General features: G+C 53.6%; 25 protein-coding genes and 1 pseudogene. 2 read left to right on the plus strand and 24 right to left on the minus strand.

Features of this window, described 5'->3' with window-relative positions; all coding sequences use genetic code 11:
• Positions 1–30: 30 nt before the first annotated feature.
• The 4 genes from ACG0Z5_RS17410 to ACG0Z5_RS17425 all read right to left on the minus strand — a co-directional run bounded on the left by ACG0Z5_RS17410 (position 31) and on the right by ACG0Z5_RS17425 (position 2,174).
• Entirely contained in the window at positions 31–558 is a 528-nt protein-coding gene (locus ACG0Z5_RS17410) for a transglycosylase SLT domain-containing protein (protein WP_394449685.1), read from the minus strand.
• Positions 537–1,235, minus strand: coding sequence for a TIGR03759 family integrating conjugative element protein (locus tag ACG0Z5_RS17415; RefSeq protein WP_394449687.1), 699 nt, complete (start codon positions 1,233–1,235; stop codon positions 537–539). The genes ACG0Z5_RS17410 and ACG0Z5_RS17415 overlap by 22 nt, the downstream gene beginning before the upstream one ends.
• On the minus strand, positions 1,232–1,732 hold the full coding sequence (locus ACG0Z5_RS17420; RefSeq protein WP_394449689.1) for a response regulator: 501 nt from the start codon (positions 1,730–1,732) through the stop codon (positions 1,232–1,234). Before ACG0Z5_RS17420 ends, ACG0Z5_RS17415 begins: the two co-directional genes overlap by 4 nt.
• Positions 1,733–1,883: 151 nt before the next feature.
• Positions 1,884–2,174 carry a hypothetical protein gene (locus ACG0Z5_RS17425; protein ID WP_394449691.1) on the minus strand — a complete coding sequence of 97 codons (291 nt, stop codon included), beginning with the start codon at positions 2,172–2,174 and terminating at the stop codon, positions 1,884–1,886.
• A gap of 205 nt (positions 2,175–2,379) precedes the next feature.
• Here ACG0Z5_RS17425 and ACG0Z5_RS17430 point away from each other — a divergent pair, with 205 nt between their 5' ends.
• Positions 2,380–3,003: a DUF2913 family protein gene (locus ACG0Z5_RS17430; RefSeq protein ID WP_394449693.1), complete on the plus strand. Its 624-nt coding sequence runs from the start codon at positions 2,380–2,382 to the stop codon at positions 3,001–3,003.
• A gap of 108 nt (positions 3,004–3,111) precedes the next feature.
• Here ACG0Z5_RS17430 and ACG0Z5_RS17435 read toward each other — a convergent pair whose 3' ends face one another.
• The 19 genes and pseudogenes from ACG0Z5_RS17435 to ACG0Z5_RS17525 all read right to left on the minus strand — a co-directional run bounded on the left by ACG0Z5_RS17435 (position 3,112) and on the right by ACG0Z5_RS17525 (position 20,611).
• On the minus strand, positions 3,112–5,355 hold the full coding sequence (locus ACG0Z5_RS17435; protein ID WP_394449695.1) for a DNA cytosine methyltransferase: 2,244 nt from the start codon (positions 5,353–5,355) through the stop codon (positions 3,112–3,114).
• Between the two features lie 47 nt (positions 5,356–5,402).
• Positions 5,403–5,540, minus strand: coding sequence for a Com family DNA-binding transcriptional regulator (locus ACG0Z5_RS17440; protein WP_394449697.1), 138 nt, complete (start codon positions 5,538–5,540; stop codon positions 5,403–5,405).
• A 559-nt stretch (positions 5,541–6,099) separates the two neighbouring features.
• On the minus strand, positions 6,100–7,920 hold the full coding sequence (locus ACG0Z5_RS17445; protein ID WP_394449699.1) for a DNA topoisomerase III: 1,821 nt from the start codon (positions 7,918–7,920) through the stop codon (positions 6,100–6,102).
• A gap of 158 nt (positions 7,921–8,078) precedes the next feature.
• Positions 8,079–8,339: a hypothetical protein gene (locus ACG0Z5_RS17450; protein ID WP_394449701.1), complete on the minus strand. Its 261-nt coding sequence runs from the start codon at positions 8,337–8,339 to the stop codon at positions 8,079–8,081.
• Positions 8,340–8,464: 125 nt separating this feature from the next.
• Positions 8,465–10,708, minus strand: a complete 2,244-nt coding sequence (locus ACG0Z5_RS17455; protein ID WP_394449703.1) for a DEAD/DEAH box helicase family protein — start codon at positions 10,706–10,708, stop codon at positions 8,465–8,467.
• 79 nt (positions 10,709–10,787) lie between these two features.
• Positions 10,788–11,036, minus strand: coding sequence for a hypothetical protein (locus tag ACG0Z5_RS17460; protein ID WP_394449705.1), 249 nt, complete (start codon positions 11,034–11,036; stop codon positions 10,788–10,790).
• A gap of 42 nt (positions 11,037–11,078) precedes the next feature.
• Positions 11,079–12,172 (minus strand): annotated as a pseudogene (locus ACG0Z5_RS17465) (DUF6094 domain-containing protein).
• A gap of 77 nt (positions 12,173–12,249) precedes the next feature.
• Positions 12,250–12,870, minus strand: coding sequence for a hypothetical protein (locus tag ACG0Z5_RS17470; RefSeq protein ID WP_394449707.1), 621 nt, complete (start codon positions 12,868–12,870; stop codon positions 12,250–12,252).
• Complete coding sequence (locus tag ACG0Z5_RS17475; RefSeq protein ID WP_394449709.1) at positions 12,867–13,223, minus strand: hypothetical protein; 357 nt, start codon at positions 13,221–13,223, stop codon at positions 12,867–12,869. Before ACG0Z5_RS17475 ends, ACG0Z5_RS17470 begins: the two co-directional genes overlap by 4 nt.
• A gap of 148 nt (positions 13,224–13,371) precedes the next feature.
• The gene (locus tag ACG0Z5_RS17480) at positions 13,372–13,698 is read right to left on the minus strand and encodes a hypothetical protein (RefSeq protein ID WP_394449711.1); all 327 of its coding nucleotides are present in this window, start codon (positions 13,696–13,698) and stop codon (positions 13,372–13,374) included.
• Positions 13,699–13,769: 71 nt separating this feature from the next.
• On the minus strand, positions 13,770–14,462 hold the full coding sequence (locus ACG0Z5_RS17485; protein WP_394449713.1) for a DUF3275 family protein: 693 nt from the start codon (positions 14,460–14,462) through the stop codon (positions 13,770–13,772).
• Between the two features lie 84 nt (positions 14,463–14,546).
• Positions 14,547–15,014, minus strand: a complete 468-nt coding sequence (locus ACG0Z5_RS17490) for an STY4534 family ICE replication protein (RefSeq protein ID WP_394449715.1) — start codon at positions 15,012–15,014, stop codon at positions 14,547–14,549.
• Between the two features lie 369 nt (positions 15,015–15,383).
• Complete coding sequence (locus ACG0Z5_RS17495) at positions 15,384–15,746, minus strand: DUF3085 domain-containing protein (protein ID WP_394449717.1); 363 nt, start codon at positions 15,744–15,746, stop codon at positions 15,384–15,386.
• Between the two features lie 600 nt (positions 15,747–16,346).
• Positions 16,347–16,763: a single-stranded DNA-binding protein gene (ssb, locus tag ACG0Z5_RS17500; RefSeq protein ID WP_394449719.1), complete on the minus strand. Its 417-nt coding sequence runs from the start codon at positions 16,761–16,763 to the stop codon at positions 16,347–16,349.
• Positions 16,760–17,266, minus strand: coding sequence for a DUF3158 family protein (locus tag ACG0Z5_RS17505; protein ID WP_394449721.1), 507 nt, complete (start codon positions 17,264–17,266; stop codon positions 16,760–16,762). Before ACG0Z5_RS17505 ends, ssb begins: the two co-directional genes overlap by 4 nt.
• Positions 17,247–18,020, minus strand: coding sequence for a PFL_4669 family integrating conjugative element protein (locus ACG0Z5_RS17510; protein WP_394449723.1), 774 nt, complete (start codon positions 18,018–18,020; stop codon positions 17,247–17,249). Before ACG0Z5_RS17510 ends, ACG0Z5_RS17505 begins: the two co-directional genes overlap by 20 nt.
• 348 nt (positions 18,021–18,368) lie before the next feature.
• A complete protein-coding gene (locus ACG0Z5_RS17515; protein ID WP_394449725.1) occupies positions 18,369–18,956 on the minus strand; it encodes a DUF2857 domain-containing protein in 588 nt (195 codons plus the stop codon).
• A gap of 4 nt (positions 18,957–18,960) precedes the next feature.
• Positions 18,961–20,382 carry a ParB family protein gene (locus ACG0Z5_RS17520; protein WP_394449727.1) on the minus strand — a complete coding sequence of 474 codons (1,422 nt, stop codon included), beginning with the start codon at positions 20,380–20,382 and terminating at the stop codon, positions 18,961–18,963.
• Positions 20,383–20,437: 55 nt separating this feature from the next.
• Complete coding sequence (locus tag ACG0Z5_RS17525; RefSeq protein WP_394449729.1) at positions 20,438–20,611, minus strand: AlpA family transcriptional regulator; 174 nt, start codon at positions 20,609–20,611, stop codon at positions 20,438–20,440.
• A 1,171-nt stretch (positions 20,612–21,782) separates the two neighbouring features.
• On the opposite strand from ACG0Z5_RS17525, the gene ACG0Z5_RS17530 reads away from it, so the two are divergent.
• Positions 21,783–21,953: an Hha/YmoA family nucleoid-associated regulatory protein gene (locus ACG0Z5_RS17530; RefSeq protein WP_394449731.1), complete on the plus strand. Its 171-nt coding sequence runs from the start codon at positions 21,783–21,785 to the stop codon at positions 21,951–21,953.
• Positions 21,954–22,057: 104 nt separating this feature from the next.
• Here the strand turns inward: ACG0Z5_RS17530 and ACG0Z5_RS17535 are convergent, their stop codons facing one another.
• Positions 22,058–22,600 carry a hypothetical protein gene (locus ACG0Z5_RS17535; protein WP_394449733.1) on the minus strand — a complete coding sequence of 181 codons (543 nt, stop codon included), beginning with the start codon at positions 22,598–22,600 and terminating at the stop codon, positions 22,058–22,060.
• Positions 22,601–23,401: the final 801 nt, after the last annotated feature.

Raw genomic sequence — 23,401 nt, forward strand, 5'->3', positions numbered from 1 at the left:
ATTCCTTCATTCATTCAGATTTTCATGAAGTTATGAGGAGAGGCCCCGAAGATGCCGGAACACCGTCTGACGATATCGCTGGGCAGGTTTGCCTCCCGCCGGACGGTGATAACGCCCTACCGCTTCCTGCCAGTTCTGCCATCGCTCAAACCGCTGTCGCAATAAACTGGCCGCAACATTCAGATTCAGATACGGTGCCAGCATGTCGCAGGGAGTACTGAAATAGTGACCATTCCAGCCGAGATTAATCTGCCCCAGCCCGACATCAATCCGCCGTGGTGCCGTGGTGCGCAAAAATTGCCGTAGCGCCCGGCAGGCATTTTCCCGCGTCGCATAACGGTATCCCTGTCCGGCAACATTCAGCGTCCAGGGCCAGGGCCTGGTATGTTGCCGGACACGGGCACCACTTTCCGTCAGCGCCACGGCATACAAAATTTGTGCAGGGATCCCGGCCTGATTTGCCACCCTTCGGTAACCTTCCGGCACATCACGGGATGCCTGGGCAGGTAACGCAACAGCGCCTGCCAGAATAAGGATCAACGGAAAACGGACAACCATGTATCCCCCTGTTTCTCCAGCACCGCAGGCATCCGGCCCTGCCCATATTGCAGCCAGCGTCCGCCATCATGATTGAGCGTGATCTCACGTCGGCCAACGCGGGCGCGATCAATACGATGAATCAACGCCCAGCGCCGTAATCGGGTATCATCGTTCCGGCTGTCCACAATGTAGATATCGAGAGGGTTGCCGGTCTTGAGCAGCGTTTCAACACGGGCATCACAGGCCGTACAGTTTTCACGAACAAACACGGCAAGACGCTGGTGGGTCGGAATATCGGATAATGTGACCGCGGCCGAAACGGGCGTCAGTTGTGGAAATCGCCGTTGCCAGGCGGCATCGTAAGCCCGCTGAAACGCCAGCTCTTTTTCTACCCGCTGATATTCTTTCTCAACCAGCATGTCAGCATATTTTCGCCGCTCAGCGTCGCTGGACGCCTCCACCCCGAGTGTGGTGAGCGGATCGAGGGAAGGTGACCAGATCCCCCTCTCCCCCAGCTTCAGTTGCTGGTAACGGCTCCACTCCGTGGAGGAGAGCCCCCACAACGAGGCTGTGGATGCGTTTCCGAGCGGGGCGTCTGTGCTTCGGGTTGTGGCAACCGATCTCGTGTCTGCGCTGCTGGCCGGCAAACTGATCCCCAGGAGCAAAAGAAGGGAATAAAAGGAACAGGTTTTCATTGCACCACCTCCTCAGCCATCCCCGGCATGACAGGCTGAAAGCAGACCGTACGGGTGAGTTCATCCGTGCTCATCTTCCAGGCTGACCCGGCGATTGCCTGCAACGCACTCTCAACGCGCATTGGCCCGGTGCTGCGCCATACTTCTGGCAGGGGGCTGCTGAAAAGTCCCCGTGCCTCACGGCTGACCGGCAGACACAAACCATAACCGGTTCCTGCCAGCCAGGCTCTCAGGGCGTCCCCGCGCGTGCTGGCGGAGTGACGCTTTGTCGCCGGCAGGGTATGCCGCGTTATCTGGCGCAAAGGCTGACGTAATACCTCATCCGGTGTGATGTTCACCAGCGTGTAACGGGCGGTATGCACCACTTCCGCAGGTGAAGGTGAGCCGGGTCTGGTGATCATGGCAGTAACGGGGGTCACCAGACTGGCAGGCTGCCTGGCGGTGCAGGCCGACAGCATCAGCACTGCAACGGGGAGATAAATTCGCAATACGGGCATTTCGCTTCTCCGGTTAACTTGAACCGGGACAGCATGAAAAAAAACGGCTGCGAAAACGCTGTAAAACTCTGCACGGGCAAAAAACGAAACATAACAACTGAGGGAGTGAGATAAAAAAGCCCCACCCTCGGTGAGGCCTCAACGGCAGGTATTACAGATACCACCAGGCGTCAAACTGCTCCACAAACTCCACTGCCTCCTCATAACGCAGGCCAAAATTTTGTTGCGCATAGCCATTCGCCGTGGCGTAGCTGACAACACACTCGCCGCTGCGATATTCCATCATTGCCGCACTGGTATCATATTGTTTTGCAAGCTGCAAAAGGTCATCCAACTGAAATCCATGCTGAAGCGCAGTCAGTAACATCCCCTGTACCGCCTGCTTTTCTGCATTGTGCAAAAAACGCAGCCAGTATTCTGTTTCAGTGTTCATGTGGGTCATATCAGCCTCCGGTTAGTGAGGTTTAACGGGCTGCCGGTACCGGCAGCTGACCGGAGGAGTACATCAGGTCGGCTTTATGAAAATAACCGGGAATTGAGTACCGGCCACAAAAGAAAAACGTCAGTGTACGGTTGTTCTTTTTCGCCAACAGAAGTGAGCTTTATTCCGCCCTGCAGACTGTTATACTTCCCTTCCTATGAAAAAAATGCCCACAGCAGTACCACCGTCGCAATCCCTGACCGATCTTGCCCATCTGGCATGGTGTGGTCTGGTTGCGCTTAAGCTGGCCCGCAACGAAGGCCAGGCATCGTCACCACTGATGACACACTATTTTCTCAACCGCTGGCTTGCTACCGCACAGAAGCAGAGACGTTTCCCGAAAACGGTCACACTGGATATCACGGCTTTGCTGGACCTGGCGCGGCGAAAGGGTCCTGCGGCTAACCTTGAGCAGCGACTGGATTATCTCTGGCAGTCCTGTAGCGAGCCGCTGAAAGAACAGTCGGACTTATTCCGGCTGACTTATGTCATCGAGCAACTGCGTGCGCAGGGCTGGATAAATGCGGTGGTCAGTGATGCTGAATGGGAAACGAAGGCACTGCGGGAAGAGTATCAGGGGACGGATGCGTTGCTGGTCAGAAAATCACAGCTGCAGGCACAGTTCTCCCAGGAAGGAAAACTGGTGGGTGAGGTGGTGTTCCTGGTGACAGGTGATCAAAACCCGGCAGAAGCTCTGTTCTGCAGTAACGGGCTGGCGTTCACCCTGGCATCAACAGAGGATGGCTGGTATCAGGCAATACTTAAACCTGAAATAAATTCCGCTGACTGACAGGATGATGCTTATTCAATGGGGCGGTTCAACGACACGGTACATAATGCGCTTTCTTTGCGAAGTGCATCAAAGGTAATGCCGCCTGCGACAGCAGGCGGTACAACATTAATCCAAAGAGCAGAAGACCCGGTAAATCCGCTTGCCCAGCCAGTGGATAACCGGAACCGCCATCGCATTACCCAGCGCTTTATAGCGCGGGCCATCCGGACAGTCGAGGGCGCATTTTCCGCGCCAGGGTATTTGCGTATACCCCCTGCGCATGTCGAGGGTAAAAGCCCATGCCAGCCCATCCTGACGCTCATCAGCAAGCAGCACCTCTGCCATTTCAGCCACCATGCGAAACAGTAAGGGCAAATCCGGAACGCCAGGCCGGGCTCGTTTTTGTCTGCGCGACGTGGCCTGAAGCATATTTTTCACCCTGAATGCCAGGTCTCTTTCACAGGGCATACCCGCCTCATGTGTTCCCCCGGACAGCCAGACGGCGTAATGCCCGTCTCCGCGCTGAAGCCGGAAGGAAAACACAGGCTTTATCATTTCAGAGCGGTCATACATCACCCTTTCCATCTCCGTCAGCATCAGCGTGATTAGCCGTATCATGTCCCCGCTGGCAGCAGGTAATTGCTGACACGCCGTCTCGTTATGGCTTCCGCCAGGCACGCTATACGAGGATGACCGCTCGAGACGCAGTATACTGAGTTCCGCATCAACATGGATATGCATCAGAACAGGCACCACTGTTTGCGATGATACGGTCTCTTCCGGAGGCATCACTGTGACAGTGCAGACCAGTCCGGCAGCCGGAAAACCCTGGAGCCGCTCACACTCCACCGGGAGCAGACGACGAACGGCCAAATCCCCCCCGCACCAGTGTGTGGTCTGTCTGGCACCTGGCATCGCGCAAACTGCACCAGAAATCTGTCCGTCATGCCCCTCGTAGCGCACCTCATCCCGGGTATTCTGCGCAAAGGCCATCCCCGGGTGAGCCTCAGCAGCTTGGAGCAATACCGCCGGGGCCAGACAAGAGCCGCTGCTGGCGTTGGTCAGTGTCGGTGACTGCTCCTCAGCAAAACCGATACCACGGGCTTTCGCCCCCTGGCCGGCTTTGAAGGCGCTTGCCTGACCGCAGGGTGGGGTTTCTGTATGCACGCCATGCTCCGGTGCGTTACCGTTGCGGTTGCCGCCAGTGCTGTCGGTGTTTTCTGCTGAATGGCTGGCTGATATCACAGCCAGATCTGTTGCCCCCCTGCCATCGCGCGCTTTACAGGTGTATGCCGTATTATCACCGCTGTATTCGCCGAAAGCCTGCATCCGAAAAGTGCTGATGACGGGAGTACCACGCCCGGTACCGTCTTCACTGCCACCGCGTCCTGCCGCGGTCAGAGCATGGGTGATATCACCGTTTACGGACCGGGATATCACCGCCCCCTGAAAACCGCAACTCCCGTGCGCTTTCAGCGTCCCGAAAAGCTCATCGCTGGCGTTGTTCTCCTCATCAATACCGGTGCTCCCCATCACGATCCCGGCGCCACGCTGACTGAAAAGTTCCTGCCCGGACTGGCCAATTCCCCCGGTATTGAAAGACTGGGTCAGCGTCGGGTGGGGGTGTTCTGCACCATCCCAGTGACTACAGTTTGCAATGCCAGCGCCAGCATTTCCGGCAGTTTCTTTCCCCTTTTCCCGGCCCGGCGGAGAATGCCGGCGCACGCTCTCCCACTCAAATAATATTTCGGCGGGATTGATGTCATTTCGAGCACTTGCGACAACAAACACACGCTTGCGTCGTTGGGCCAGGCCGAAAAATTGAGCGTCGAGCAGTCTGAAGGCGACAGTGCGTGTGGGGCCATAAATACAACCCGCGTTTGTCCAGCGCTTCCCTGTTGGCTGCAATGCACAGCTTTCGCCGGCAAGCGCGCCAGTAAAGCAGCCGAACGCGTTGTCCTTGCTGCTGAGTACACCGGGCACATTTTCCCAGATGATGAGACAGGGTGATTCTCCGCGTTCGCTGCGTTTTTTGTCGATCGCATCGGCAAGCTCCACAAAAGCAATTGTCAGTTGTCCGCGACTGTCCGCCAGCCCATGGCGCAGACCCGCAATACTAAAGCTCTGGCAGGGGGTTCCCCCGACCAGGATATCGGGGGCCCGGATTTCTTCATCCATTATCCGCTGCGCAAGGGTTGTCATATCCCCAAGATTGGGGACCCGCGGCCAGCGCTGTTTCAGCACTGCAGATGGAAACGGGTCAATCTCACTGAACCACAACGGGGTGAGCAGCAGCGAATGCCAGGCAGCGCTGACGGCCTCAATACCGCTACAGACAGAACCATAAGTGAATATTTTGTTGGTCATCATTCCCCTCCGGAAAGGTGGGGATGCTCTGAGGCATTCGGGCAGACAGCTCAGCGGCTGTGGGTAAAATGGTTAAGCGTTTTACAGCGCGGACACTTGATGTGCAGATGCGTAAATGCGCCGGCGATGGCCAGCAGACGCTGACACTGCCCGCAACGCAGTGGTCGTTCATTTTTCTTTTCGGTCATCGCACCTCACGATCAGCAGGATTAAGACGAAGCAGCATAATGCGGCCTGCCCCCCTCTTCCGCGAGTGAAAATGTACTGTGGTATAAAAAGGAAAGCTCCCACATGGGGCGCTGGCGGCATTGACCGGAAAGATAAAGATAATGTGAAAGTCTGCCCCGAATATGATCATGCTGATCATACCGATCCGCTTACGAGGCCACGGATCTATGACATGGCGCTTTCGCACAAAAGGCTCCGTTTGGTTGCCGGTCGGCCCCGGCACAGGGCAGAATTGACATCAGCCTTGTCCGCTCAGTATGCAACTACTGTCAGCGGCTTTCCGCATATAACTGATTTTCTTGCAAAGGAAAAAACATCGTCCGGATAACTGAATTATCAGCAAAAAAAGCCAGCCGTCATGGCTGGCGCGAAGGGAGCATAGATAACCTATCAAAAATGTAGCGCGAAACCGGGCTGTTGACCAGGAGGCACCAGCCAACATGTCCCGCCAGTCAATATATCAATATCCTGAAAAGACACAAGAAAATCACCCTGAGCAGAGCCTTAAACGGACTCAGTTTATCCATTTCGTTGACCTGCAGACTGCGCCACCATTGCCGTTATCCAGGCCGATTGTTTTTGTAAAAACACCGCCAGCGACAGTTTGCCTGCGGCAATCTCATCCAGCGCCTGCTCCCACAGAGCGGTCATCCCCGGATCTTTTACGATACCCGGTAACATCACCATCAATCGTGCGGCACTCTCGGTGGCGATCAGATGGCGCTTATGTCTGCGGATATAGCCACGCTTAAGCAACGTTTCAATGATCCCTGCCCGTGTGGCTTCGGTGCCAAGCCCGGCGCTGTCTTTCAGGCGTTGCTTCAGACGCTCATCAGTCACAAACCGGGCGGCATTCTTCATGGCCGCAATCAGGGTACCTTCGGTGTAGTGCTCCGGTGCCCGGGTTTTGCGTGGTGTCACCGTTGCACCGGTGACCGGACACATCGTTCCCTCAGTCAGGTGAGGCAGCGTCTGGTTATCCATAACAGACTCGTCTCCCCCGTTGAGTACCTGTTTCCAGCCCGACACCACGGCCACATTGCCACGCGCAATAAGACGGTGGCTGCCACAGGTAAGCTGTATCTCGGTGCTGTCAGCCTCATGCACCGGTAAAAACTGCGCAATATAGTGTCGGCAAATCAGGTCATACACCCGGCGCTCATCATCCGACATTCTGCTGCTATCAGCCGGCCTCGCCGTCGGGATGATGCCATGGTGAGCGGTGATTTTACCGTCATTCCAGGAACGACTCTTTTGCTGTGTATTGCAGGCAGCAAGGCACGGCTTAAAATCCGGTATGCCCGTCGCTATGGCGTGCAGTATCGCCGGTGCCCCGCTCAGCATTGACAGCGGCAGATAGCCACAGTCGGTGCGCGGGTAGCTGGTGACTTTGTGGGTTTCATACAACGACTGCGCGATATCCAGAACCTGCTGCGCCCCCATGCCCCATTTTTTTGAACAGTACTGTTGCAGTGTGCCGAGGTCAAAAGGCAGAGGTGCTGACACTTTCACCCGTTTTATCTCTGTGCTGGTGATACGGGCGCAGGCCGTCTGGCGAATGTCACTGGCCGCCTGCTGTGCAGCATCCACACGAATGCAGCGCCCTTCCTCATCGCACACGGCTTCCGGCCCCAGCCAGTCCGCCTGAAATGTGGTGGTACTGTTACCCGCCCCCAGCATAACCTTCAGTGTCCAGTAATCCCGGGGGACAAAATTCGCTATCTCCTGATCACGCTCAACAATGAGGCGCAGCGTTGGCGTCTGGACACGCCCCACGGAACAGACCCCCTTTTCGCCTGGCTTGCGGCCTTTGAGAGTGTACAGCCGGCTCAGGTTCATGCCGACCATCCAGTCAGCTCTGGCACGCCCCAGCCCGGCCTGATACAACGCTTCGGTGGATCCCCCGGCCCTGATCTCGCTCAGCGCCTTATGAACACTGGCATCATCCAGGGCAGATAGCCACAGCCGCGAGAGCGGGCCGCGGTACTGACATGCCTCCAGAATTTCACGGGCGATCATTTCCCCTTCGCGGTCGGCATCGGTGGCAATCACCACCGACTGCGCTTTTTTAAGCAGTTTACGAATAATCGCAAACTGCTTTTTCGCCTCCGGTTTCACCTGTAATTGCCATCGTGCCGGAATAACAGGCAAATCAGCCAGTGTCCATTTTTTGTATTTTGCATCGTAGTGTTCAGGAGGGGCCATTTCCAGCAGATGACCAAATGCCCAGGTCACGATAATTCCGTTTCCGGTAACGCAACCGTCCCCTTTTCGGGTCGCCCCCAGTACGCGGGCAATATCCCGCCCCTGGGAAGGCTTTTCACATAAGAAGAGTTTCATCGACACTCCGTTTAAAAAAAACGGGCATCAGAGGATGATGCCCGAACGGGTTGAGAACCCATGTCTGACGGGAGAGAACTGCCCCGCCAGCATAGGAATGCCTGTGCCGGATAAATACACAAAACTGATTTTGTCGTTACAGAAATTACGTCACCGACTCAGATATGCGTCCAGGCCACTTTTTTCGCAAATGCCACCAGCGATGGATGGTACAGGTGTCGTGCGGTATAGCCGATTTCAGACCAGCGATAGCGACGGATTTCCCCCTCGTCATGGCCGCAGTCCACCATCCAGAACGTCACCTTTTCATCAAACTCGCAGATCAGCGCATCAATGATATAGGCCTGATGCTCAGCGATGATCCGGTCATGTTCAAACTCCGCACCACTACCGGCGTGGTCAGTCACAGAAATACTCATCTGTTGCTCCTCATTAATCGATACAGATTAAGATGTGATGAAGACGGTTTCTGCCTGAGCAGAAACCGCCATGAGTGGGTCATTCATGAATGCAGGAAGAAAGGAAAACAGGAAATGCGGCATGCTCAGGCAAGCAGTTGCTTCGCCAGCGCAATTTCCACCGAATCCCCGTCCGAGTTGAGCACATCCAGCCCCGACTCCGGGACATCCCCGGCAGCGCTTTGCGCTACCGCGATTTTTCGGGCCATCAGGTCAAGACAGGCTATCTGTGAACTGCCGGCATAGCCCAGGAATATCACCCTGACCGGCTCTGTCTGCCCGATACGCCACGAACGGCGGGCCGCCTGCAGCAGCGTATAGACGTTGAAACCCGTCTGAAGAAACACGATGGTCGGAAACTCCAGCAGATCGAGTCCGGTTTTAACGAGATCCGGATTGGTGATCACCACGTCCACACCCCGGCCCACCTGCTCTGCCACCCAGTCCTCTCGTTGTTCCGGGGAGACACTGGCACGCAGAACTGCGGCTTTCAGCCCGGCCTGTGTCAGCAGATTTTTCAGTCGGGAGGTGGTGTCCCGCGTCCCGCTGTAAATGGAATAAGCCAGTACCTTACGGCCTGCGGCTTTCTCCTCCAGACACAGCGCGGTCAGCGCTGCTTCCTTGGGCGTCGGCTGCATATCACCAAACATCGAAGGCACAAAGGCCAGCGTTTCGCGGGTACGCGGATGTTTTACCGTCTCGGCACGAAAACAACACTCCGGCCAGGCCAGCAGCACATTCAACACCACGCCTGTCAGAGTGGTATCGCGTTTTGCCAGTGCCTGGCGCAGTATTGTGGTCAGGGAATCCGACAACGAACGGAACTCCCCCTGCTGCTCAGGCGTCATCTCCACCTCACGAAACTCTTCGGTATACGACGGTAAAATGCCGTGCCCGAGGTCGCTCAGTTTGAGAAACACCGTCCAGGGGAGCAGGCAGCGCAGCACACCTGCCGGGCCAAAACCCGGAGCCTTTGAGACGCGCACCGAGGTTTTTCTGCCCTTTGCGGTTTTATGCGCATCGCCGGTATGCTCAGACATCACTTCTTTGAGCACACCGTGGTCACGCATGAACTGCATGGCTGCGGCATTCAGACTGCCGTTACGCCCCGGACAATACCCTTCCTCCAGCATCCGCTTCGTGAGAACACGGAATAAAAGGAAAAATATATCGTCAGCATAACCGCCCATCAGCGTACCGGTGAGCAGCAGAACCTTGCGGGCCTGTGAGGCCAGTACGCCCATGGCTTGCCCCTGTGCCGAACTGCCCCCTTTGTACTCATGCGATTCATCCACCACCATCAGGTCAAAGGTACCTCTGGGAAGATATTTCTTGATGAATTCACTGGCCTGATAATTTCCCTCGCCAAAGCCAAACTCCATGTTGCCCATTGCCCGCTCCATGCGCTGTGCCTGGCGGTCAGAGAACACCAGCTCACCATCGCCATCCATCAGATTGATGAACTCATGGACGTTATCGCCGAGCATTGAGGCCAGAAAGGCATCGCCAAAGGTGGATTTCAGTCGGCCTGCTGTCGCATCCCCAATGGTCGGGATCCGCTTCAGTGCCTTGCTGACCATCACCGACTGCAAATCCCCGGAGACCGTATGCGGGCGCATCAGCGCCCACAATGGCGAACCACAATCCGGGCATTTGCGCGGGCGTTCTTCATGACGAAGCGATTCTGCCGGTAGCCAGTTACCGTCCGCATCCCGGATACGCTGCCCACAGTCCGGGCAGACACCAAAGTGAAATGCCCCCTGCCGCCGTAGCGCAAAGGCCGGTTTCCAGTGATAACCCAACCGCATTCTGACCCGGCCCAGCACAAAGAACTCCGGACCGGTGGCGGCAACATGCAGTTGTTCACGCAGCAGCATCAGTTTGAGCAGCGTATCAGGGCCATTCAGCACCCAGACCCGCGCACCGGGCACCGTCTGCTGGATTTCACGCCGCCACTTGTACACCAGATGGGGCGGCGAGAGTACCAGTGTGCGACGGTAGCCTTCGGGGTACAACACGGCAGCCGTGGCAATCGCCATCAGCGTCTTGCCCGTCCCCATTTCCGCGTTGATGATGGCGGCATGTTCATTGCGGTCAACCAGCAATTTTGCCACCGCCTGAATGACCTCAGCCTGAGCAGCAAAGGGTTTGCGCGTGAGCGCCTCCATCACCGCCTGGCGGCGCAAATCCGGGGTGCCGTCATACACCGGCGGCAGGGAACGGTTGAGGGTCTCCAGCAGGCTGTCGCCAAACTCCTCAATAAAATCATTGAGGGGCAGAAAGTCCGCAGTGGAAACCGGCGCTGAGGAAGGAGCGAAAGTATCAGTCATGGTCTTATTCCTTAAAAAAGGGACAGACCACTCCCCGGCGGGAAGGCTGTCCCGCATGGGTGAGAAAGAGAAGTGAAGCTTATGCCTGCGACAGCATCACAAGGGTTTTACCCGCCCGGGTGGTTACCCACAGCGTGATACGGGGCGTGACGGTATAGATCGACAGCACCTGGTCGGTGCGAAGTGACTCACGGTTTTTGCGTTGTTCCGCCTCCGTGACCTCCCCCCGGTCACCACCGAAGTGGCGAATCAAATAAGGAGTCAAATCAAGCCCTTCCGCCATCAGTAACGCCACTGCGGGTGTGATGTGGATCGTCTTCTTCGTCATGGTATTTCTCCTGTTCAGTCATGAACGACAGTTATGTTCAGCTCAGCGAATGGACAGCAGTTCACCAAACGTCGCCGAATCCGGCGTCATGTCCCAGGCGGAGATCGCCGGTACAAAACGATCGGTCAGAACGATGGTTTCGCTGATATTGCCGTCGTCGTCTTCGGTAAAGGTGGTCCTGCGGTCTTTTACCTTGTAGGTATCACCCCGAACCACCAACGCGCGACCTCCGGGTGAGATGATCACCCCGGTTATCGCACCTGCAGCCAGCGCCAGCGCAAGATGCCAGCGTGACAGACGTCGGGCTGGCGGACGGGGAGACTGAGGCTGAACGCCCACCGTTGAAGCGAGGACGGGCCAGAGTCCCTGCACCTGGCGGATTTCATCCGCAAGCTGCGATGGCTCTAGCGTGACCCGGTAGAAGTGTTTCAGCGGCTGACGCACCACAGGAACGCGATACGGCAGCGACCAGATATGAGGGAGTGACACCGCAGTCTCATCGCCCCTGCCAATTGCCATCAGGGTCTGAAAAACATCCCTGATATCTTCAGCCTTCTGCTGATGCTGGCGGATCCGCCGGCCAAAAATCACAACCTGCTTAAACTGGTCGGTTTCAGCGGCGAACACCTGCACATCGGTAAAGCCGTTTGCGATCCAGCCACAAAATGCTTTATCCAGGGTGTAGTACGGAATAACCAGCACCAGAATGCCGTTGTACATGAGGCAGTCCACGGCGCGCCGGTAAAACTGCTTTTCCAGGCGACCGCGGCCTTTCTCTTCCCGGTCAGTGCTGTTGCCTTTAACCAGGTCACCGTAAGGCGGGTTGAGAAACAGCAGAGAGAACGCTTGCTGCGACATCACCGTATCCATCAGGTCACTGTGCAGCGTCACATCAGCCATAGTGGCGCAGCGCGCTCTGCGTCATACTCAACGGCATACGCCAGGGCTTCATTGCCCAGATGACAGGCAATTTCCGTTACCGCCACGCCTTCACCCGCACAGGGATCAAGGATACGAAGCTCTCCCGGTACATCCGGGGTCAGTGCCGCCAGGATGCGAAGTAACGTGGATTCATCGGTCGGGAAATAGCCGTTGCGCACAAAGTTGCGCGCAAGGCGGGGGAACATCAGCGCCATAGGGATACTCCTTATAAGAGTTGGCTTTAGAGAAAATGCCGGACGCATCCACGAGGGATGCGTCCGTGCTGTCGGTGTCAGGCGACACGCGGGTAAGCATTAACACCGGATGCCTGAGCCACAATACGCAGCTCACCCGTTCTGATTGAACGACTGATAAAGTCCGTCAGCGCGGGCGTGTCGAGTGATAGCTGCCAGCCGGTGAGTGCACCGAAGCCATGCACCGGAGTCAGCATCTGTGCGGTATCAAGATAGGCCAGAACCCTCTCCTGCCAGTGATCGAGCAACGGCAATGAGGTGGTCTCCCTGAGCAGAGTCCAGGCCCTGTCGTGCCAGTGAGGATCATCCGGTGGTGGCAGCATAAACGCCTGCCCGTTCGCCCTGTCAGGCGTGAGGCAGCGCTTATCAAACAACCACAGATGGATGAGGGTGCCAAAGCGGGTTCGCTGATGGCGCGAAGTGCGTTTGTCGAGATTATCCGTATCGCCCGGAAACAGCAGATGCTCATGAAGCGCATCATCCATCAGCATGAGCTGCGACAACCCTTCGTCGTTTTTGAGCGACAACCTGCCCAGCAATTCCTGAATGGCTGTATCCCTGCCCCAGACGGAGAGAAACAGCAGCGAGCGACGCTCATCACAAAGATAGCCATCGGCCATAATGTTGGGAACATCAGTCAGCGTCAGAAGGGTATTCATGCCATAACCTCCCGCGCCAGTCCCATCAATCGGGTATGCGAATGCCACAGAACAGACAGCAGTGGTGCGCTCATCGGACAGGTGTAATAGTGCGGCGCATCGGTTTCACGAAGCGGTTTGTAACCCCACATCCCCGAAGCACATTGCAGTACGTGGCAATGGATCCGTGTAACAGAACCACCGGCAGCAAGTACTGGCGTATCCGCTCTGGCAGTGATACGCACCAGCAGCCACAAAACATTGTCATGCAGAGCGTAAGTCAGCACTCTGCGATGAAGATATCTGTTTTGTTGTGGTGCGATCAGCGACCGGACAAGATCATCGCGTGATATATATGTAAACGACCAGCCCATGGAAAACTCCTCATGTAATGCATGCGGGTTTTCCTCTGTCGGGAAAACCCGGCAGCGGGTGGTGATGGTGTGGTTATGGGTTCAGTTCAGAACACAGCCTGTTGATCATTATCGGCTGCCATTCGCCTGATGACATCTCAGCACCTGTTCACGCCAGACAGCAGAACGTTCCGGTGCCAGACGCAGATAGCACAGCGGGCAGGTATAATGTAAAAGACCATCGCTTTCGCTCATCGCCCTGTATCCCCATTTTTTTTTCAGCCTGACACAGCACATAACACTGGAGCAGCGTAACCGTTGCACCTGCACCAGACGTGGAAGTCTCATCTTTTGTGGTGATCCGCACCACGGACAACAAAACGTTGTCACGCAGTGCGTACCGTAACGTTTCAAAACGAAGATGTTCATTGTCTTCAGTTTCCGTCAGCAGCCGGATAAGGGCAGCACGAGAGTGATGCAGATAAGCCCAGTTCATTGAAAATACCTCTGGTAAAGGCGGGCTTCCTTGCCGGGAAAACCCGACAGTGGGTGAATGAAATCAGTACATTAGTGCAGCACAGGCTCCGCTTCTGGCTCAGGCAATGCCACGCCGTCGGCTTTGACGAAATGCTGCTCCTGTGCGTTAAAGCCATAACCCAACTGGCTCAGACGCGCCTTCTGCTGACGTAACACCTGTCGCGGTGCTGTCGCATCAAGTCTGACGATATCACCGAGCGGCCATAGCTCACTGAACAGCGCCTGGTCGCCGCTTTCCTGCTCAGCAGGGGTCGGCACCGTAAACGGATACGGAGAGCGTTTACCCCTTTCAGGGACTGCAGGTGTAACAGATGTCGCCTTATTGCCCTCTGCTACGGCAGAAGTCGTGGACGGTGAGGTTGATACAGGCTGTTCGGTCACACCGACCTCCTCATCAAGAGGATCATGCACGGGCGGCACCAGCTTCTGTTCATCTCCCGGGTTCAGCGAGTCATTGGTTTCGATGGTCATTGCATCCAGCCGGGCGCGGATCTCCGTACCCGAATTGGCACCATAGGTCCATGCATGCATAAAAATGCGACCGATAACGAACTGCCCCTGATAAACACCGGCAGAGTACTGCTCCAGCTCCCGGTCTTTGACTGAAAAACTACCAATGGATGTTTCCAGCAGACCGACATTGAACGCACCATTGCGTCCGTTGATGGTTTTAATGACCAGTTTACCGGGCAGAATAACCGGCGATTGAGTTGTTGCTGTCATGGGTTTGCATCCTGTAGCCAGAAAAAGAGAAGTCGGAGAATATATGCCCAAGGGCATTCTTCTCCGGCGAGATCAAAAGAGGGGTCAGGCGTCGGCTCCAGCCTCTGATTCAGTACGAGCAGCAGCATCCGCGCTGGCGTTGGTATCAGCGGATTGACGTGTTGCCGCGTTTTCGCGGTACACCTCGTGCCCGTCAATTTTAATCATCGAGATCCTGATCAGACGGCCTTTAATACTGCAGCCCGTCAACCCTTTTTTCTCACCTTTCTCATAGGTAAAACTCTCGGGATAAATATCACCGACAGTAAAACCGATCAGCACTTTCTGCTTATTTTCCAGCGCCTCCTGGCATCTTTCCAGTAATTCGCAGGCTTTGTCGTTATACACGCGAACATCGATATACGTGTATTCCGGCGCACGGGTTTCCCCGTGCAATGCCGCAATAGTACAGGCCATAAACGGATTGCTCTTTTTAGGCGTGACGGTACGCAGACGATTGACATAACCAATACCACGGGTATGCAGATCAAAATATGAACGTTCAGTATTCATGATTATCTCCGGAATATAAGATACGGAGCGCTTCCCGGGAGGGAAACGCTCCCGACGGGATGAATGAAAAAGGATGTAATCATTACGACAGGTACCTCAGGTACAGTCCCCGTTTCAGTCGTCTCGGGGATCAAAGGGCAGGCATCACACCGCAGTGTGGACAACTTTCAGCCAGGCTGTCTAAAAGGCCATCACACGGATGGATATAGCCGGCACAGTAAATAACAGCTGGATATGTATTGACAGGCAAAACTGTTTTCGTCAGAAAAACGAAAAACAGAGAATTTGTACCGATATTTATTTCAGGGAAAATTTTCATCTATATACAATAAAAAAAATCCCCTGCCAGAACTGCACAGGGGATTTTTATCAGGGCGTCACAGGGATGATACTGAAGGCTTCCGGCGTAAACTCAATCTTCAGATTGATATGGTGTTTTACCACCAGATCGAATATCCGTGAGTCTGCCTGAAGCGTCTCAGCAAAATCATCGCCGCCACAAATATCGTGCAGTGAGTGATACCACTCATCAAATGCGACAATCGCCGGATTAAAGCCAACAGCATAGGCCACCCGTCGTCGTCCGGTATCCGGAAGGATCTCCCCCTCCTCAGCCATCATATACAGGCCATCATCTTTGACCAGGTAAATATCACACCTATTCTGACGTGCTTCCTGAATAACAGGAATAAGTGTTTCGGCGATAAACAGCACACTAATTTCATGATGCATAACATAATCCTCAGTGAATGGCGAAATCCCCTGACGTTAGCGGGAAGGGTCAGTCAAAAAAGATCAGGTCCAGTTCCCATATCTGTTTATACACAGTCTGGTACTGACTGACCGCCTGGCGTAATAACTGCCCTGCCAGTGCCTATGATAAATTGTCACTGTTCCAGCGATATTTTCGCTCGAGTCTTTTCAATTGCAGTTCCAGTGCCTTCATACTATTACTGAGTTGGGCAATATCCTGCCGCAATACCTCATTATTTGCATAATTCATAAAGTTATCCTGTCAGACGTTAATACCATAATGACAGATGCAATATTGTCTGCACTACCTGTTTCCAGTCGTCACAGGTGTTTAAAGGGTCAGGCATCACAGTAATACCGTGGGTAACTCTCAGCCTGCATTACCAGGCACCATTTACAATGGTACATATGCCAGCACAGTAAATACCGCCGCCTCCAGGCATGCCACCATAAAATATTTTCCACAAAAAACACTTTCACTGACAGGGATTTATTCCTGACTCACTTGTGAGATTTAAAAAAAGGGTGCCTGATGAAATCAGGCACCCTTTGATATATTATGTCGTGATGAATAAACGGTTATTCAGCCGGTTCATTATCCCCAAAAGGTAATTCCGGCTCAGCTGTATTTTCTGATACCGGTTTAGTGCCCAGCATTTGTAATGTGCCATTAATATCCACCACCACTTCCGTTGACTGCCGTTCAGCTCCCAGATTATCTGTCCACCTCCGGATTTGCAGGCGCCCCTCAAGATAGACCTGTGTCCCTTTTTTCAGATGGGTTGCCGCAATCTCCGCCAGTCTGTTGTACACCACCACCCGGTGCCATTGTGTCCGTTCTTTGGTTTCTCCCGTCGCTTTATCTTTCCAGGACTCCCCGGTTGCCACGGAAAAAACGGCGACAGGTTGCTTATCCTGAGTGTAACGCACTTCCGGATCCTGACCGACAAAGCCAATCAGGGAGACTTTATTTAAACCACGCTGGGCCATATTCATGTACCTCGTCTGTTGCTGTTGCAGGCAGATACCGATGCCATTACCAGGCGGGCATCCGTCATTTTTGCGCGACATTCCCGGATCTGGCGCAAAATAAAGGTCATTACCGACATCTGCATGTTGAACATGATCCTGTCACGTTCAATCGCATGCAGCGCCTCACGTACTGCTGCCGGACAGTCCGGCATCTCCATCAGCGACATCCAGGCCATCGTGCCTGAACGCGTATTCTGCTGATTGCGCCAGCGCAGAAAGTTTGCACCAGATCGGGCTGGCCCACGACATAACATCAGGGGAAGATATCGCAGCGGCCAGCGCCAGGAACGATGCAGGATCAGCGTCTGTATCTGGTGCAGGGTCGCCTCCGCCTCTGTCGCATAACGCGCCAGAGCCTGCGGCTCCCTTACCCTTAAAAGGCCTTTTAGCGAGCTTTCGTAAGCAAGCCAGTCTCTGGGTGACAGAGGACGGTAACCAGGACCGCTTTCAGGCAATGCCTTCATCATCACGCTCCTCTCCGACAGGTGCACCATCGGACAGCGTGGCGAGGTTATCCACCGCAACCACCGGGCTGTCGTCGCTCAGCCGCAGGGGTGGTGCATAAACCGCACGCCGTGACCCATCCAGAATATCTTCCGGCACGGGTCCGGCCTGCTCCGCAGCGGCTACAGCACGCGCATTTCCTTCCCGAATATCCTGACGGGTAACGGCAATCCGGCGGTATTTCTGGGCCTGTACGAGAATGCTGCGCAAAAAATTACCCGCTTTCTGGCGCAGTTCATTCATCTCTGCGCGTGTCAGCAGGGCCATATGATGTGCCAGCAGAGCCTTCCGCATCAGGCTGTCAAAATCGGTGAGAAGATAAACGGCGATAAAACCAAGCTGAGTTGAGGCAAAAACAGGAAAGCGGGCGGGTTTAATACTGGCTGTACCTTCCACCGTCATCATCTCCGGTACGTTGTCAAACACACTTTGCATGCTGTCGGTCAGCGCATTCATCCCTTCACGGGCGGTCTGCAATCGCTCTTCAAGCAAAAGCATCCACATGTCGGCATAAGGATTGTCCGCCAGGGCATCAAGGCGAATGACATTCATGATGGTGATAAAGCGGGGGACCCCGATGATGCCGTAAATATTCTCGTCACGATTAGGCAGACGCCCCACCCAGGCCTGTGTGGCATGATGGGTATGAAGCTCAATAATGATGGAGCTACGTAGCGGACCACTGGTCAGACTAAATTGTTGTTCGCTCTCGTTCATACATTACACTCCGTTTGTGATACACGAAGTGCTGATCATGGTGAGTGGGCGGTTGACTCACAATATGAAACCAGAATGACGGGCTGGAGATTATCAGTTATGCAGGCAGTCCGAACGCAGGCACTTTCGACGGAACCTGAGCCCTTCCTGATTGATAGGTAAAACAAATCAAATGATGGGGGTTGATATAAAAGAGCCGATTTCTATTCAGGCCTGAATAGAAACCGGCAATTTCCGCTCAAATGAGCAATGGTCAAAACCATTTCTTTGCCAGTGTTGATATTTATTTAAAATTCAATTGATTACAAAAAAACGAAAGTAAAGAGCGCATACAGCAGGGAAAAAACACTACTGGTGCAACTGTTCACCCTCTGAAATGTCTTTTTCACAGGCCATGATCCGGTTCCAGACTACCGTCAATGATAATGCCCCGTTTCTGGTCATAGACGACAGCGTCTCCGTGATATCCATCATCGCATCCAGTGCGTCAACGGACATCAGATTGTCCGGACGGCGCGACATCCATTCCAGCCAGATCTGTTTATCGGTTTCCTCATCAGGGATTCGTGTTCTGCCCTGAGGGATCTGTGTACCGCAGATCCGCCGTCGGATACTGACTTCCCCCGATGATAAACCAAAAAAATGCCCAAGAAGCTCAATCGATCCTCCAAGGTTGACCGCCCGGGTGATCCTCTGGTCCTCAAGTACCTTCTGGCCCGCCCGGGCAAGCATCCTGCTCAGAACATCATGCTGAACGCTGACATCAACAAATCCGGTTGTTGTATCGCTGAGGACAGTCAGTTCATCCACCGACAGTCGCCGTATGGCTTCAATCTCATTAAACGTAAAACCGAGAGCTTCGCACCGGCGAAGATTCCCCTCCTTCAGTGCATTCAGGGCATCGTTCAGGATCGCATAATTAAGTGACTGGCTCATAGTTTCATTCCTCCGGCCGTTGCAGTGTGTAGAGATAACGGATATTGCCAAGCAACCGAAAAAAGGTATTCAGCGTAGCGTCGCTGAATCCGGCTGGCGTCTGAGGTGAACCGATCAACATCTGACGCCAGATAATCGCACTTCCGGGTAGTTTTCCGGCGAGAAACGCGAGGGCCTGCCAGTAAATTTTGTCTTCGTTGGTGAGCCCGGACGGCGGATCGGCAATGTCAAACACGCCATTCCCGGTTGGTGAGATCAAAAATTCAAGTCCTGCCCGCTCAGCAAGCTCCCAGGCCATCTGGTCAATCAGGGAAGCCACAGAATCAATATCTACGGAGGTTATTTCAGTCAGGTCGTCTTTCCGGCTGGCTGATGACGTTGCAGGCTGCGTGGGCGGCGGCTCATCCATACCCGTACTGCTGTCTTCCCGGCAAGGTTCCGCTACTGGGGAAACATAACCATCATCCGTGTCAGCGGCCTCCTGCTCGGCCACGCTGTTTTTTTCAGTTATCTTTTTATCGGTCGGGCTGAGTTCAATGGGACGTTGCTCACTGATATCCGGTAATACGGGAACGGGTTCGGCGCCAAAAAAAGCGCGGCGTTTGTGCGCTCCTGTGTCCAGCTCCAGCGCCACGACATTGTAATGAAGGTTCAGTTTCTCGCTTATCAGCCCGGTGAGCTCGTCCTGAACCTGGCTCACAGAAAAACCCGCTGCCGGATCGCCAAAATGGAAAAGCGCCAGAGCAAACACATCCTCAAACAGAGGGTAAGGCTGGCCGGAGGGAGCGGATGTTGCCTCTGTAAAGGCATCCCAGAACTTCTCAGCAAGCGATCGCAGCGCCAGAAGCTGATTAATGGTGGTGCGTGACATGCCACCATACAACTGATCGGGTATATAGGGTAAAAGATACCGGATGGTGGAAATCATCACGCTCAATGTAGGCTGTGAAACACAATAGCCCTGCTGTACCAGCATCATTGTCAGCTCATTTTGCGAACAATGAATATGGATCTTCCGGTAAATATCAGTTGCACGTTGCACGCCCAAAGCCCGCTCAATAAAAGTCAGCGCTCCCCTTTTTTCATTCTCAATCAGATGCCCCAGCAAACAGTCAAGGTTTCCCTCATCCAGGCTTTTAGCTGTGTCCCAGGGCTGATAATAACAATCGATATTCCAGAATTTTTGATCCCGCGTCTCCAGCCAGAGCTCATTCAGGATTTCCAGCCGGGTATTACCGCCACTGGCGATAATATAAAAAGGTTCATCAGGCCGCCGGGTGATAACCGGAGGATGTTCCAGACCACGCTGGCGAATGGACGCTTTAATTTCATCATACGCAGGATTACGGTTAATCCGGGGATTGAGATCAAACGGTCTGAGCGCTTCCAGCGTCAGTGAAATGAGTTTTTTCTGGTCATTACTCACAATGATGCTCCATCGTTAATAAGCGGACAAAAAATAACGTCAGTCAGCGTTGATTTTATTTGCGGATGATCCATTCATCGATTTCTGATGCCAGCCATGCCACGCTGGCGTGACCGATTTTAATCTGCCGGGGAAACTCCCCGGCCCGCATATAACGGTAAATCTGTGCGCGTTTCAGCCCGGTAATTTCAATAACCTGCCGCAGGCGCAGGAATTTATCGGATACCATGGCATCCTCCTGTCATCAGTCAGTGAAAGAAACGGTGCATATCAATGCCACCGCTCCGGCTCATGGACGATTCTTCAGGAGGCGATCAACTGACGCGATAAAAAACTCTGATCTGAAAATAAAATTTATTTTTCAGTTAAGCGGACAGGAGAGTGTATGGGCTCGGTTGCCTGATGCAGACGGCGATAACCACGCCGTAACCAGCGCCGGGGGGGAATGAAAGAAGGTATGCCTTTGCAGAAAATAAGCTGAGTGTGTATATCTCCGACCCCGCGGGTAAAAAATATTATCAGCCAGACAATCTCGGGATGGTACCGAAATATTTCATCATTCAGCGAGAAGACAGGATACAGCCAGGAAATAACCAGGGATGCAATAAGGTTCTGAGGCAAACAACAATTCAGTTTACAGACTGCTGGTATCAGTATCAGCAACAACAGCATGCTGAATAAACAACCTCTCCTCTTCAGTGACGAGCGCCCCCATTGCTGAAGCAATCTTACCTTTCTTTGATACATATCAGAATACTGACTCAAATCCTTAATAGAATCATAATAAGCCATAACTTTTTCTCATTCAGGTTGTGGTCAGCATATGTAACGGGCGGCCACCCGTTACATATGTGCCTGCCATTGTTCCTGTTCTCGTCAACAGACGGACTACAACAGCATTTTTACGCCATCCTAGTTTTCAGAAACGCTCAATCGTCCGGCAAGGCATCCCGCTCCTCAGTATTGTCAGACATAAAGTTAAAATGAGAAATAGCCAGTTTTCAAAAATAAAATGTTAAATTTTCCGTGATAATTAGTCATATGTGATATAAGTCACCTGACTAATAGCCTCCTGATCATTACCCTGCAGATAATTATTGACGGCATGGCAAAATGTTATAGATTGCGGGGAATGCACACTGTCCTTTTCAGATATACCCGCCCCTGTTTAAGGCAATGCGCAACGAATATCATCAATTAAAGGGAGGATAAGGCATTATGAGATAATACCGCCTTCACAATAGTGTTGGCGCCGTCCGGCAGAAAAACAGGCCCGTCAGGCTCTCTACTCAAGCCAGTCTTTATTCGCACAGTAAAATACATTTATTCTCTGCGTTCACCTTCGTGGGAAAGTCCTTGCCACGGATGCACTGTTTCTGACTGAAACAACGGAGTAAGCCATGAAATCAAAGATGGAGTATGGGCGACAGCTGCGTCGCCTTAATGATGCCACACATCTGGAACGGGTCGTCGACCACATGGGCGGTAAATTATCTGCTGATGAAGGTTTAATATTGCAGGCGGCAGCGGACCACCGTCGCACTGAAATGGTGATGAAGCAGTTTTTTTGATAAAGTGCCCAAAGACGTCTGGCGATATGTCAGATAATACCGTTTGCCATCATAAAGTTAGGCTCTGCATTCCCTGCAGAGCCTACCGGACCTGCCTGGCCTCATCAGCCACGGAGGATTTCCCCTCTGCATTCACTACAGATGACCGGAATCAGATCATCACTCCCCATATTCTCCTCCACACAGTGGCTGAGTGTCAGGGCGATTTCCCAGGCGATATCAATCAGATCATCAAGATAGTTTCTCAGTCGGTCATTTTTACGCCGGGTAATTTCGCTGATACAAAACAGCAACGAACGGTTCAGAGCTGCGACCTGCAGAGTACGCTCCAGCGAGTTATGATAGTTCACCGTCCGGCGCTCCGGGGGCGGTGGTGTGAAATCACGGGCGGCGTACTTCGCAGGGGGCGGACAGCAGCAAAAAGGATGCGATCGCGCATCATGATAAAGGGAAAGAATGCTGTTCACACTGTCGTCCAGTAAATCAGCGAGACCGCTGGCAGTATGTATCAAATCGGGAATACAGGCGCCCAGCGGTTCGTCCATGCGCGTATTGATGATGTGTATACATTCGAGCAGCGATGCGTGATACCCCGCCATCACTTTGGCGCGTTCCGGCGAATCCGCCTTGACCAGTGGCTCAGGCATGATCAGCGGCTCACCCGCCGCCAGACAGCTGTCGGAGTCAGGTATGATGCACCTCCGCACCGGGCGGTGAGGTAAAACACGGAAAACCGCGATCTTTGGGGCGAGTTTGGGTATGCTGTTTCTCAGCCATAACTGTTACTCCGTATAACGGTTTGTGGTCAGGCGCGCCGGGGTGTTAGCGCACACCGGCACGTCGCTTATCTGCGCTATAAATAATCCGCAAACTGATTAAAACGTATACACCGGTTACCCGAAAGTCAATCCCTGATGGCACATCAATCCCTTTTTCTCCCGGGACTTACGCGCGTTCACCCCTTACCTCTCCCGCATGCTGACAAACACTTCCTCTGCAATGATGAACCCGGTACGGTAACCTCTTATCTGTACCGATATCCGGCCTTTCGCCGCAGTCGCCTCCCTCTGTTCAAAAGCCTGTCTGATTCGATGCATGTTCAGAAAGCAAACATCCCCAGGTGAGAGGATAAATAAATTGGCAGCAGAGATATCAATAAAAACCGTTAACGATTAATACGTTAACAGACTTCCATGCTGTTCCTCGCCCTTTCGTCCTGCTGACTTACCGTGATATTGATCCCGGTATTGTCTATCCGCTGTTGCGGTGTCGTAACAGGATGGCTACATTTCAATCTTAAATAACACCTAGTGCATTTAACATTTAAATTAAACCTCAGAGGATAAAATCTGTATGAACCAGACAACACCGGAGCTCACTGCATCAGGCAACGGCTGAACATCACCGGAATGAATCCTGCAGGATCAACCCGACACTCCTAGGGAGAG

This window comes from Scandinavium sp. M-37, from assembly GCF_043558715.1.
Classification (GTDB): domain Bacteria; phylum Pseudomonadota; class Gammaproteobacteria; order Enterobacterales; family Enterobacteriaceae; genus Scandinavium; species Scandinavium vulneris_A.